This window comes from Acinetobacter sp. MYb191 (assembly GCF_037572605.1).
Classification (GTDB): Bacteria; Pseudomonadota; Gammaproteobacteria; order Pseudomonadales; family Moraxellaceae; genus Acinetobacter; species Acinetobacter johnsonii.
This window is the reverse complement of sequence record NZ_JBBGZP010000008.1, coordinates 139,448-152,139: the sequence shown is the minus strand read 5'-3', so window position 1 is coordinate 152,139 and position 12,692 is coordinate 139,448. Positions and strand designations below refer to the sequence as shown.

Below are 12,692 nucleotides of genomic sequence, written 5' to 3'. Positions count from 1 at the left end.
AACACCAAATTCAAGCGCTAAAATTTATACAAAAACGGTAAAATTCGACTTTAGACTAAAGATGCACAAAAAAGTCTTGTTTTTAAAACTGGCTAATTTCACTGCTTTATTTTAATCATTTTTTATTTATATATAAAATGTTCATTATTTTATTTTAATATAGTGGCATAAATATGCATGATGTTGGTGCAACAGATTAATCCCCCTACAAGATTGAAATATCTCGTAATAAATTTTAATTAAAACAATTTTTTCACATCCGTATAAATAAAAAAAGTGACTTATATATCGTTTTCGAAATACCAAATAAGCTATTTTTTATACAATTAAATCATTTTTTTTGAGTCACTTATTGTTTTTAACAATGACTACGAAAGCAGCATTTTCTTTTTAAAATGATGCGTAAGTTACGAGAATCATAATAAATGTAAATATATGACGACTTGAATTCTGTTTCTTTTCAAGCGCTTTTTTCAATATAAAACTGCTTACAATTGCGCCAGCAACATTTTTTATTTATGCACTTGCTCCTTGAATTAACTTATTATAGTGTGTCGGTGCTGTGATTTTATGCAAATTTTAATGGATTAAATCTTAACTATAACTTCGGAAGTCATCATTTTATCCATAAGTATAATTGACAAAATTTCAGCACTCTCTACTCTTAGAGCAAATTTTTAATCCGTCTGATTCGTGCATTAAAAGATGAGTATTTCGAGTCAGATAAATCATTCACCAGGACAGGAGATCTATTGAATGTCTGAAGCAACTGGCAAAAAAGCCGTTTTACAGCTTGATGGCAAAGAAATTGAATTACCAATTTACAGCGGCACATTGGGCCCAGATGTAATCGACGTTAAGGATGTATTGGCCGCAGGTCACTTCACTTTTGATCCTGGTTTTATGGCTACTGCTGCATGCGAGTCTAAAATCACTTTCATCGACGGTAACAAAGGTGTGCTTTTACACCGTGGCTACCCAATCGACCAGTTAGCAACTAAAGCTGACTACTTAGAAACTTGCTACTTACTTCTCAATGGCGAGCTTCCAACAGCTGAACAAAAAGAAGTATTTGATGCTAAAGTTCGTAACCACACCATGGTTCACGATCAAGTTAGCCGTTTCTTCAATGGTTTCCGTCGCGATGCTCACCCTATGGCGATCATGGTTGGTGTAGTTGGTGCGCTTTCTGCGTTCTATCACAACAACTTAGACATCGAAAATGTTGATCACCGTGAAATTACAGCGATCCGCTTAATTGCTAAAGTACCTACTTTGGCTGCGTGGAGCTACAAGTACACTGTAGGTCAACCATTTGTTTACCCACGTAACGACTTAAGCTACGCTGAAAACTTCTTATACATGATGTTTGCTACGCCAGCAGACCGTGATTACAAAGTAGATCCTATCCTTGCTAAAGCAATGGACCGTATCTTCACTCTTCACGCAGACCATGAACAAAATGCTTCTACGTCTACAGTACGTTTAGCTGGTTCTACTGGCGCAAACCCATATGCATGTATCGCTGCGGGTATTTCTGCACTTTGGGGCCCTGCTCACGGCGGCGCAAACGAAGCTGTTCTTAAGATGCTTGATGAAATCGGCACTGTAGAGAACGTTGCTGAGTTCATGGAAAAAGTGAAAACTAAAGAAGTTAAACTCATGGGCTTCGGTCACCGTGTGTACAAAAACTTCGATCCACGTGCGAAAGTAATGAAAGAAACTTGCGACGAAGTTCTTGGTGCGCTTGGCATCAACGATCCACAGCTTGCTCTTGCTATGGAACTTGAACGTATCGCGCTTTCTGATGAATACTTCATCAAACGTAACCTATACCCGAACGTAGACTTCTACTCAGGTATCATCCTTAAAGCAATTGGTATCCCGACAGAAATGTTTACAGTGATCTTCGCGCTTGCACGTACTGTTGGTTGGATCAGCCACTGGTTAGAAATGCACAGCGGTCCATACAAGATCGGTCGTCCTCGTCAGCTTTACACTGGCGAAGTTCAACGCGACATCAACCGTTAATTTGGTCTGCATTGATAGACAAAAAACCACCCGCATGGGTGGTTTTTTTATATGTTGAACTCTAAACCTACCATTCATGAATGATGCTCTTAAAGTATTAAAAGACCTAAACAAACTCAGTCTTTTTAATACTTAATGTGGCTACTTTAAGCTTCAACAACATCGTAGTGTTTTAGCTCAAACGCAGATAAACGTTGCTTTAACTCGGCCAAGGACCATGGCCAAGCTGCGAAGTTACGGCCATTTTGATCTAAATAATAACTTGAGCAGCCACCTCGGTTAAATACGGTGGTTTTCAAATGAGTTTGCAGCTTGGCATTGTGATACCGTAGAACATCTCGCTTGACCATCATACGTTTAAAGCCTTGCTGCTTCATTTTTAGTAGACCATCTACAATGTACTGAATTTGTGCTTCAGCAATGCCAATAAACGAGTCATAGACCAAAATATTTGGCCCCAGTACCAAAAATGCATTCGGCACATTTTCCAAACTTGTACCCAAGTACGCTTCTGGAGAACTGCCCTTCCAAAGGTCGGCCAATCGCTCACCTTGGGCATTCCAAACACGTTGGCCAATTGGAGGATGTGCCACTTCAAAACCAGTTCCCCAGATAATGACATCGACCTCAAATCGCTCCCCATTTGCCGCAATGACACTCTGCACATCAATCTCGACCAAACCTTGGGGTAACAGCGTGACATTGTCTTGTTGCAGTGCAGGATAATAATTGTTGGCAAATAAAAGTCGCTTACAGCCGATCGAAAAGTTAGGCGTTACGGCTTTACGTAAGGAGTCATCCTGTATTTGTAATTTTAATAATTGACGGCTTAAAACATTGACTGGCTCAAGCAGTGACGGATGACGCAGCCCAAAGTTGATCGCATTTAAAATACTGGAAACACTGTTCCTCCAGCCTTGCTGAATCATCGGGAATTTGGCCACCAGCGACTTTACTGTAGCATTGAGCTGCATATCCGCTTTGGGCAAAACCCACGGCGCAGTCCGCTGAAATACGATCAACTCTTTCGCCAATGGCTGAATTTGTGGAATAAACTGAATGGCAGATGCACCAGTTCCAATCACTGCAACCCGCTTTCCCGTTAAGTCATAATCATGTTTCCAACGGGCTGAATGGAACATTTCTCCTTTAAACCCCTCTATCCCTTTAATTTTAGGTAAGGACGGTTCTGTAATCGGCCCTGTGCTAAAGATCACGGTTCGTGCTTGATATGTACCTTGAGAAGTTTCGAGTTGCCAAATATTCGCCTCATCATTCCACTTGGCACTGAGCAACTCATGCTGAAAGCGGATTTTGTCTTGCAATTCAAACTGCTCAACCACCCGTTCTAAGTAACTTAAAATTTCAGGTTGTTTCGCAAATAAATGGCTCCATTGATGACTAGGTGCAAAGGAAAATGAATACAATGCCGAAGGTACATCACAGCCACAGCCGGGGTAATTATTATCACGCCACGTACCACCAACTCTCTCTGCCTTTTCTAAAACCAGATAGTCCTGATAGCCGACTTGTTTCATTTTATAAGCCGCAGCAATGCCCGAAATCCCAGCCCCTACAACAATGGTATCGTAAGTATGTACAGCTTTAGGACGAAGCACAGCCTTTTTACGGGTCTGCTTAGGTTGAGCTTCCGTACTTTTTGACGTGGTAGTTTGATCTTGCATTTGATCAGACGGCGCTTGCACATCTGCTTGCTCGATCTCTAATTGCATTTCCATATTCATTTTTCTCTGTTCTTATTTTGTGATTTGATTAAACAGTGGATAACCCAAACCTAAAAGCTTGACGTATAAGCTTGGTGATGCACGCTTCATCCACCAGAACAATTTGGCATCGGGTTGTGGAATGGTATAAAGCTTGCCTGCGTCTAAGCGATTCAATGTTTTTTTGACTACAGCATCACTGGTTGTAAACGCATGGTTCATCAGCAGTTTGTCAGCCAGTCTGGAATAGTGGCTCGGCAAGCGACCATTCTTCATAATATTGGTCGGCACCAAGGTCGGACACAGCACATTGACTGCAATGTTATAGGCATAAAGCTCTGAAGCTAAGGTTTCTGATAGAGCCAAAACACTAGACTTGGTCACGTTGTACGCTGTCATTTCAGGAGCTGCGGTATAGCCCGCAGCCGATGCCACATTGATAATGGCACCAAAACCTTGCTGTTTAAATTGGGGCACAAAGTAGTGGCAACCATGAATTACCCCCCACAGGTTGACATGCATACACCACTGCCAATCCTCCAGCGACACCTCATCAAACTTACCACCTAACCCAACTCCAGCATTATTGATGAGCAAGGTGACAGGATGTCCCAAAAGCTGTTCCGCTTGCTCCGCCAAAGCGTGTACAGATTCTTTTAATCCAACATCACAATGCACCGCATAGGCTGACGTAGATGTCATCGACTGAATTAAATCTACCGTCTCCTGTGCTGAGCTTAAGTCAATATCTGCACAGATAACATCACCACCGCGTTTTGCCAGTTCCAATGCAAAGCTACGACCAATTCCGCTACCTGCACCCGTTACAACTGCGAAGGATTTTTCACTTGGTTTATTTTTTTTACTCAACAGTCCCATGTCATAACCTCCTTTTTATGATTTCAGTACTGGAGTAAATTCTTTGGTGAAATAGGGGGTTAATACTCCTGTTTCAGGATGTAGTAAACGCTCTTTGTAATAATCTAAAAATGCAGAAGTGTCATAGTCATTCGGGTGAAAGCTCGGACGTAAATAGTCAAAAATATGCTTCCAACTACTGCCATAAACACCTCGTTTCAGCCCAAACAAGAGGCTGAAACTGCGCGGTACATCCTTCCAATAACTGAGACTCACCAAATTAGACGGTTTGCTATAAAACGGGACAAAAACTGACGCCACTGAAATCAATAGCAAAATGGTGATAAGGGCTGGAAAAAAGCCTGTAATACGTAAGGCATAGTTATTGGAAAGTGATTGAAACACATCATATGCAATGTCTTTATGCTCAGATTCCTCTAGCATGTGCCACATCCAAATCGCCCGTTGCTTTTCGTCTTGAGAATCGAAAAAAATTTCTTCATGGTTCATCATGTATTCAGACAGCACTGCGGTAAAATGTTCAATGCCTGCCATCAAAGACAATTTCATCGGTTGTGGTAAACGGTTAAAACCGTAGTCAAAAACGATTTCAGCTAAATAACGAAAAATGCCAACGGGTAAATCAACCTGTTTAAAAGTATCGTTCAATTCTTCATGTAGCTTTGAATGCAATGCCTCCTGACCAATCAAAGACGTCACACGTTGTTTTAATACAGGGTCAGTGAGGAAATCACGGTGATAACGGGCGGTGTCAATCACCAAGTCTTCACCATAAGTCAGAAAGATCGAGAGTGATGCAAAGTAAGCACTGGCCAACTCCGCATTTAAGTAGAATTTGGGATCAATTTTCTCCGCTTCAAAGTCAAATTTCATATGCCGAATTGGAATAATCGCAGACTGTTTTTCCGCATCGAATACGGGTCCTGCAAAAATTTGACTGGCTTTGCCTTTCAATGGAAGAGCGATACGCATAGGACATTCCTTCTTATTTTTAGATCGTTTTCAGGCTCAATCTCACGATTTTTTACCAGTGCTTTGCATTCAAAATAAGAGTCCGATTCCCCTATGCCACTGGCATTTTTCTTCAAATGATTTGCAATTTATGACTTTAAAATGTGTTGTCTAACAATCACTCCACAGATTTATCTATCGGGGTCAGAACGAGGCTTTGTGTGCCACAAAGGGAATACACTGCTCATAGGCTGAGCACTCTTCGCCATAGTGTTTTTTGAGAAAATAGTCTTGCACCATTTGCGCCTGCTGTTCAATGCCATAGCTTAAAAACTGCTTTCCTTGTTTTAACGCATAACGATATTGACGGTTAAAAAGTGCCTTACGCACTACAGCGAGTCCCTGCTGAATTTGCCAAACATGCGCCATTTTATTTATAAGTCATAAGAAATGGACTACTACTAATCAAGCAGTTAGATATAGTTATGGAATTTGCTTGGCTATTTCTAAAATTAGAAAAATGGACATCAAGAATATGTTCTAGAAACATTTTATTACATATAATTTTGATTCAATGTATGTAATTGATAATAATTTTAACTATATCGCTAAGGTATTAGATCTTTAATGCTAATTTCTAAAATTTGAGCAATTTGAGCCAATTTTACAACTGTAATATTCACTTCCCCTCTTTCGATTCGTCCCAAATAACTCCGATCTATATCACACATTAAAGCAAGTCTCTCTTGAGTGATGTTCTTTGCTATACGATGCTCACGAATCGCAAGTCCGATTTGTTTCGATAAATCCTTCATAAATTCTATTCCTATAAAGAATAGAACTATTATTTTTTGAGGATTAAGTATCCACGGTTTATAATCCTCATTTTGTGATTGATTTTATGAAAATTTCAAAGAAACCTCTTTTTACTGAACTGTGTAAAGTTATTGCAGAGAATGACATCCAGTCATGGAAAACCTGTGAATTTTGGAATAGGGTGAAATTGCTCGGTATTGAAAATAATAATGTTAATTATCAGAGTATTTATAGATTGCTTCAGTGCTTAGTTCAAGAAAATTACTTAAATAGTAATTATTCTAACAGTGACTATTCCTACACCATTTATAGTGAAACACCACACATGAATGACTTTAGAATAATTTTTTGTAATGAAGTTCCCTCCCCAATTCATAAACTTCAATTAAAAAATCAAGCATTCAGTGAAAATTTAGATTCCGTTATAGAAGAGGTGAAGGAGTATGAAAATTTGAAACTATTATTTCCTGAATTAAAACAGGAAATTGATAAGCTAATCCAATTAAAAAAAATTGAGCTTATAAAATTTCAGGCTCGAAAAAAGGCGATTGAAAATTTGATAATTCATATCAATCGCAATAAGAATGCATCCCAAGTAGATTAGTTAATGTAAAAAATCTTCTCCTTTGAGATGCAGCGTAGTAACAGCTTGTGAGGTATTGCTATGCTAGCCAAACGATAAATTATTTAAAATTTCAAGTAAAAGTTCTATTCTTAGAGGATTACCGCATGGTTAGCTATGTAATGCTATAACCATTGATCGGGAAGAGGATCAGCTATCAACAAGTTAGAAGTTTTAATATGAACATAGTCCATCCCAATGGCGTAAGAGTACTCAATAGATAATCTTATAAATATCAAATAATTTTTCCATTTTTTGATTGAAATTGACACCTTTGATTAAAAGCGGTAACTTCTCCGTTTCTCAAGCCCTGTATCAGATTAAATCTGAACTAATACAAATATAATTTAGTAGAAGGTAACATTCAATCCAATTTTAGAAAGGATGATTCAAGCTTCATTAAGTATATTTAAATTGAATCTCAAAATTTTAAATTTTTCTGAGAATTTTAATGCCATTTGATATTTAAATACTAAGTCGCCAACAAGGTCATCTTGATTCTTTTGTTCGAATACCACATCAAAGAATTGTGATTGGTGATATTGATAAAAACTCAAAGATTCAAAAATACTTTTACTGATTAAAATAATATAATCTATATCATCAAAGAAAATATCATATACTTCACATTTATCAATATGACAAATATATCTACTATCGCTGATATCCTCGAAATGTATAGGTATAACTTCATTGTTATCCCATCTACACCGACGAAGTATTTTTTTTAACTCTTGATTACCAACTAAAAGAACAGGGTCTTCAATTTCACTAATTTGTATAGTAATTGTTTGAAGGAGTTCTTCTATGGATGTGCTTGAATAAGTATGGGTAATTGGAAGTTGTAATATTCTAAATAAAATAGTATTTTCTAAATGTCTTGAAATAGCATTAGTGATCCACTCATTTTCATTGATTACAAATTCACTAGCAATCACATCAGCAATATATTTTTTATCATAGTTTTTAAAAGTAAAACTACCATTATGAAAATCACTAGCATTATCTTCAGTTAGATTAAAAAACTTAAAGGGATATGATGTTTTTTTATTTTGAATAGTACTTGATGCAATTGTAGCCAAAGCTACGATTTTATCTCGATCAACAGGAGCATCAATAATAGTCTTATTATTTTGATCTCTCAATTTTTTAACAATATTACCAATTGATTTTATAAAATTTTCTTTAAGGTTAAGAAAAGAATCCTTTTCAAATAAGACATATTCATAATTTCTTTCTTGCCATGTATTTAATGTAAAAATCCATGATTCTAAATCTAATATAATAGAACTAATATCTGTGGTGGTATAAAATTTAGAAAAAAGTGCCTGATACCACTTAATAGGTAAGTCCCATTGATTTCTAGAAAGTGATAGTGCAATTTCTATATAATTATCATTCAGACTACTTATGTTTTCAACTGAACCCATATATGTTCGCCCAGTTATGAGCTGACCTTTAAATAAATTACTATAACTTTCTACAATTTGATTAAGCAATGATTCATATAAATTTTCTTGACTCTGAGAATAGTTCCTGTGCCTAATATAAGCTCCTACTAATTCTCCAGCATTTGAAATAGATTTAAGGCTTTCAGATATTGAAGTTGGATGTATTCTCTGCCCCTTTAATAATGCATCGATCATTTCTTTTACAAAATCTATAGATAAGTTATCATTCTTTTTTAATAGATAACAAGCTGTTATAATTCTTAAGTCAAGATGATAATTTCTAAAAGCAAGCTCATAAGCTATTTCTCTAGAATATTTCCCTGAACTATTAACTATAGTCCAAATAGGATCAGTCTGTGGTATATTGAGCATAAAAATATTTAATATAGTAGAATTCCACATATAACTCCCATTAAAACTGGATCCATTTGTAAATTTCTCCAACCAATGATTTAGCATATCAATACTCCAACCAACTGCTCGAGAGTTTTTGAAAGATAATGCAGCTACTATAGTCTTTGCTGTGAATTGAAGATGAGTCTTAAAAGCTAATAAAGTCTGCTCATTCATATAATCTCTTTTTGAATGCGGTTCAATATAATATTGAATCCAACTTTCCCAAGAGCCTACAAATTTATTGAGAATTTCTTCATAATTTCTATCAGTTCTAGGATTTCTATTAATCTCAAACGCATACCACTCTAGGAGAATCTCCCATAAATTATAGTTTTGTTCAATGTGAGTTTTTATTTCTTCATCTGTAAGGCTTGTTTTATATCCATACAATCTTTTATGAAAATACAAAATCTCATTATAAAATTCTGTATTATCAATTATTTTAAAAACTGATTCTTTTGATATAATAAAATATTCAATTAACAACTGATTAAAATAACTTCTACCAAAAATTGAACCATCTGTTAGTAATAACCAATTATCATTTCTCTTACTATCATTCACAAATGTCAATGCAGAAGAAACATTTACATGATAGTTAGTTAGATTTTCTATAGCCTCCTTAAATGCACGAATATCATTATCTCTTAAAGAAAGGTGAATAGGGTCTATAAAATTTTTAAAAAGCTTAAGTAATTCTTCATCATTTTCAACAACTACTGACTTACTGAATAAAAAAGAATAATTATATAAGAACCTAAGACAAGGTAAGAGCCTAAACCCCTTAGTTTTCCCTAATAAATACATATCATCTTTAATTCTTCCAATATCTAAAATCAGTTCTAAATCTTGTTTATTTCTAAATTTAAGGTAATTTGTTTGTAAATAAATAACAAAATTTATTAGATAAAATCTTATATTACTCAATTCATATTTAACCCTGATTTTCCTTTTTATCGGATAAATTTCTGAATTATCCCAAGAAAATCTAGAAATCTTTAAATTATTTGCATTATATTCTTTTATCAATCCATAATTATTTAAGTTTTCAATAATATTATTTTTCAATCTTTTACTTATATCAATTCGGCACGCTTCCTGAATTGAAAATCGAAGAATTATTTCCTCTCTAGAGTGATCATTAATTATTAGAAAAGTTTTACTAAAAAACCATGCTGTTAGAAAAATATTAAATACTAGCCAAATTCCAGATGTAATACAAAATACTAAATATATAGAATCATCTAAAAAAGAGCGAACAAAAAAACTTATAAGAATAAAAACTGATAAAGCTAATCCACTTAAGCCTGCAAACATAAAACCTGAATATTTTTTATAAATCGGAAAAATAACACTATTCGATGTTTTCTGGTTAGAAAAAATACTAATAAAACTGATAACCAATGGATACACTACGCAAACAATTGTCAACTGAGCACCTAAAAATGTTCCTTGCCACTCGATCAACTTCACCCAAGATGTAAAAAAACCTGAATAACTTTTTATTAATTCAAGGTTAATAAGCAAAAATACCAGCCAGCTAATCAGAACAAAACATACACTAACAAGCAATGTATATTTTTTATAATTGGTAGACCAAAGGATGATGTTTTTCTCTAAGACACTCCACTTAGTTTTTTGGTAAATTTCATTTTTATAAAGTGATTCTTTTAGCTCTTTTTCAATTCTATTCTTAAGTGTTTGCATGAGATCTTATGTAATGCTTTGTCATTTTAAATTATAGACTTAAGTTAATATATTCGCAAAAAAATAGGTCTCTCTCAGACTAAAAATTCACTCACCCCACTAAAAGGCAATAAATAATGTTGTACATTTATTGGGGAGCTCCGCCCCTAAATAAAGTCAGGGTAAATCAGACTCTACTTTCCCTTAAATAACTCTAATACCTTTAAATCATTTGCATTAGCTTCATCCAAAGCTTTTTTTCTTCTGTAGTCTAATTCTCTTGATTCAACTGTTCTAATATTCAATGTAATACTTGGATAAAGCTTTTTTAATTTTACTTCAACATGCCTAAAAAGCTTTTCAGCCAAAACTTTTTCTTGAATGAACTCACATTTTGTCTTTTTAAATTTTCCATTCAAACTAATATAAACATGGGCTTTTTCATTATTATTAATACCTAACTCTTCGAAATGAAGGCCATAGCTGGGTGACCAGCCCTCCCGAAAATTACTAGGTAAATCTCCATAATTGAGAAAAGCTTCAATTGTATAAAGTTTTCTTAATTCATCGTCTTTCATTACTACTCCATCATCGTTAGACCGATTCAATGATGTAATCTACACCTAAAACCATTTGGCCAGACCAATATTCGGCATTTTCTTTCGCTTCTTCATATTCACTAAACTGGCCATTAGCAATAGCTTCCTCTCTAGAAGATGTTGTATCAATACCATCCTCGCCTGCCGTGAAATAATTTCCCGAATCGAGTAACTTTACGATGAATCCCATGTAAGATCCTTTAAAATTTAAGTTTTATATTTTTAAGTTACAATATTTTAGGTAATGGTACTACTTTTATTTGAGTAAAATGATTGCAATAAAATATTTTACTGAAAACAATGAAATCTCTCTACCTTATACGTCACGGACAAAGCGTTGCTAATATTGGGGGAAAATCTATACCAGATATTGAAATACCTTTAACTGTAGCTGGACAAAAACAAGCTCAGGAATTGGTTAAAAAATTTTCAATTTCTCCTTCTAAAATTTATTCTTCTGAATTACTTAGAGCAAAACAAACAGCACAAGTATTTGCCCACTTGTATCAAATCCCTTCTGAAACTTTAACTATTCTAAATGAATTTAGCTATTTAGGGTTTGAAAATATAAATGGTATGGACGGTCAAGAACGAGGAAAACTTGCTCAACTCTATTGGGAAAATGCCACAATAGATTATCGAGATCATCATGATTCAGATTGTTTTCAAGACTTCTTAGATAGAGTTGATCTATTCATTAAAAGAATTGAATCTTTTAATGACAATAGTTTGTTCTTTGGTCATGGAATTTGGATAGCACTATTGGCTTGGCGATTGCTAGGTTGCCCAATTGAAACAACATTAGATATTAAATCATTCCGTCAATTTCAAACCGCCCTTCCCCTTGATAATACTGTTATTTATAAACTTTCAATTTCACAAGATGGAGTAAAACAGTTACAGAAATTTGATCTCTTCTCACAATGAGGAGCCTTAATTTTATCTATATACTTTAATAATCTAGATGAAATAAACTCAATGATTGTACAAACGCCTACTGTATCTTTTTCTATGAATAAATTTTTAACAAAAGTTTTTCAGAAACTCACCCAAAACTTCATCTATTTCATATATAACTGGCTGAATATAAAAGACTTTGAGTTTAGAAAACTTACATTAGGTGAAATTCAAATTGCAAAATCTGTTTTTCAAAATCTAATTAATTATGATGAAGTTAAAATTTTTAATATCCCATATTTGCCTTGGCAACCTAAAAATATATTGATGGCCCCTAATGGTCATCTTTTTGTAAATAAAGAAAATTTTTCTAAAGATTACTCAAGAGACTCCGTACAAATCCAAGCTCTTCTTATTCATGAGCTTACACATATCTTGCAATACCAAAGACATACAAATGTGCTTATGCATGGTTTAGTATTACAAAGTGCCTACTATCTAACTTTCAAACAATACAATCCTTATAAATATAATCTTGTTAAAGGCAAGGTGTTTGAACAATACAACATTGAACAGCAAGGTGATATTGCTCGGGATATTTTCTTAAAAAAGATCCCAAATATTATTATTGATTCATAAT

General features: G+C 34.7%; 11 protein-coding genes and 1 pseudogene. 4 read left to right on the top strand and 8 right to left on the bottom strand.

Annotated features, from left to right (window positions below):
• Nucleotides 1–756: 756 nt before the first annotated feature.
• Complete coding sequence (gene gltA / locus WH214_RS03920) at nt 757–2,031, top strand: citrate synthase (protein WP_151835865.1); 1,275 nt, start codon at nt 757–759, stop codon at nt 2,029–2,031.
• 146 nt (nt 2,032–2,177) lie between these two features.
• On the opposite strand, the gene WH214_RS03915 is transcribed toward gltA, so the two are convergent.
• The 5 genes and pseudogenes from WH214_RS03915 to WH214_RS03895 form a co-directional block, all read right to left on the bottom strand.
• The gene (locus tag WH214_RS03915) at nt 2,178–3,770 is read right to left on the bottom strand and encodes a flavin-containing monooxygenase (protein WP_339422335.1); all 1,593 of its coding nucleotides are present in this window, start codon (nt 3,768–3,770) and stop codon (nt 2,178–2,180) included.
• Nucleotides 3,771–3,788: 18 nt separating this feature from the next.
• Complete coding sequence (locus tag WH214_RS03910; RefSeq protein ID WP_339422334.1) at nt 3,789–4,634, bottom strand: SDR family NAD(P)-dependent oxidoreductase; 846 nt, start codon at nt 4,632–4,634, stop codon at nt 3,789–3,791.
• Between the two features lie 15 nt (nt 4,635–4,649).
• Entirely contained in the window at nt 4,650–5,606 is a 957-nt protein-coding gene (locus tag WH214_RS03905) for a metal-dependent hydrolase (protein WP_339992890.1), read from the bottom strand.
• A gap of 183 nt (nt 5,607–5,789) precedes the next feature.
• Nucleotides 5,790–6,026 (bottom strand): annotated as a pseudogene (locus tag WH214_RS03900) (type IV secretion protein Rhs); the annotation flags it as partial.
• A gap of 167 nt (nt 6,027–6,193) precedes the next feature.
• A complete protein-coding gene (locus tag WH214_RS03895) occupies nt 6,194–6,400 on the bottom strand; it encodes a helix-turn-helix domain-containing protein (RefSeq protein WP_339422333.1) in 207 nt (68 codons plus the stop codon).
• An 86-nt stretch (nt 6,401–6,486) separates the two neighbouring features.
• Here WH214_RS03895 and WH214_RS03890 point away from each other — a divergent pair, with 86 nt between their 5' ends.
• Entirely contained in the window at nt 6,487–7,005 is a 519-nt protein-coding gene (locus tag WH214_RS03890) for a hypothetical protein (RefSeq protein WP_339422332.1), read from the top strand.
• 407 nt (nt 7,006–7,412) lie between these two features.
• Here the strand turns inward: WH214_RS03890 and WH214_RS03885 are convergent, their stop codons facing one another.
• The 3 genes from WH214_RS03885 to WH214_RS03875 all read right to left on the bottom strand — a co-directional run bounded on the left by WH214_RS03885 (nt 7,413) and on the right by WH214_RS03875 (nt 11,345).
• Complete coding sequence (locus tag WH214_RS03885; RefSeq protein WP_339422331.1) at nt 7,413–10,577, bottom strand: hypothetical protein; 3,165 nt, start codon at nt 10,575–10,577, stop codon at nt 7,413–7,415.
• Between the two features lie 173 nt (nt 10,578–10,750).
• Nucleotides 10,751–11,134, bottom strand: a complete 384-nt coding sequence (locus tag WH214_RS03880) for a hypothetical protein (protein ID WP_339422330.1) — start codon at nt 11,132–11,134, stop codon at nt 10,751–10,753.
• Nucleotides 11,135–11,150: 16 nt separating this feature from the next.
• Nucleotides 11,151–11,345: a hypothetical protein gene (locus WH214_RS03875; RefSeq protein ID WP_339422329.1), complete on the bottom strand. Its 195-nt coding sequence runs from the start codon at nt 11,343–11,345 to the stop codon at nt 11,151–11,153.
• 110 nt (nt 11,346–11,455) lie between these two features.
• Between WH214_RS03875 and WH214_RS03870 the strand changes: the two genes are divergently transcribed.
• Together WH214_RS03870 and WH214_RS03865 are read left to right on the top strand one after the other, a co-directional pair.
• The gene (locus WH214_RS03870) at nt 11,456–12,082 is read left to right on the top strand and encodes a histidine phosphatase family protein (RefSeq protein WP_339422328.1); all 627 of its coding nucleotides are present in this window, start codon (nt 11,456–11,458) and stop codon (nt 12,080–12,082) included.
• 84 nt (nt 12,083–12,166) lie between these two features.
• On the top strand, nt 12,167–12,691 hold the full coding sequence (locus tag WH214_RS03865) for a hypothetical protein (RefSeq protein WP_339422977.1): 525 nt from the start codon (nt 12,167–12,169) through the stop codon (nt 12,689–12,691).
• Nucleotide 12,692: the final 1 nt, after the last annotated feature.

Bases quoted from the DNA above. Each gene is read 5' to 3' on its own strand.
- gltA (WP_151835865.1), top strand. From the start codon at position 757: ATGTCTGAAGCAACTGGCAAAAAAGCCGTTTTACAGCTTGATGGCAAA.
- WH214_RS03915 (WP_339422335.1), bottom strand. From the start codon at position 3,770: ATGGAAATGCAATTAGAGATCGAGCAAGCAGATGTGCAAGCGCCGTCT.
- WH214_RS03910 (WP_339422334.1), bottom strand. From the start codon at position 4,634: ATGGGACTGTTGAGTAAAAAAAATAAACCAAGTGAAAAATCCTTCGCA.
- WH214_RS03905 (WP_339992890.1), bottom strand. From the start codon at position 5,606: ATGCGTATCGCTCTTCCATTGAAAGGCAAAGCCAGTCAAATTTTTGCA.
- WH214_RS03895 (WP_339422333.1), bottom strand. From the start codon at position 6,400: ATGAAGGATTTATCGAAACAAATCGGACTTGCGATTCGTGAGCATCGT.
- WH214_RS03890 (WP_339422332.1), top strand. From the start codon at position 6,487: ATGAAAATTTCAAAGAAACCTCTTTTTACTGAACTGTGTAAAGTTATT.
- WH214_RS03885 (WP_339422331.1), bottom strand. From the start codon at position 10,577: ATGCAAACACTTAAGAATAGAATTGAAAAAGAGCTAAAAGAATCACTT.
- WH214_RS03880 (WP_339422330.1), bottom strand. From the start codon at position 11,134: ATGAAAGACGATGAATTAAGAAAACTTTATACAATTGAAGCTTTTCTC.
- WH214_RS03875 (WP_339422329.1), bottom strand. From the start codon at position 11,345: ATGGGATTCATCGTAAAGTTACTCGATTCGGGAAATTATTTCACGGCA.
- WH214_RS03870 (WP_339422328.1), top strand. From the start codon at position 11,456: ATGAAATCTCTCTACCTTATACGTCACGGACAAAGCGTTGCTAATATT.
- WH214_RS03865 (WP_339422977.1), top strand. From the start codon at position 12,167: ATGAATAAATTTTTAACAAAAGTTTTTCAGAAACTCACCCAAAACTTC.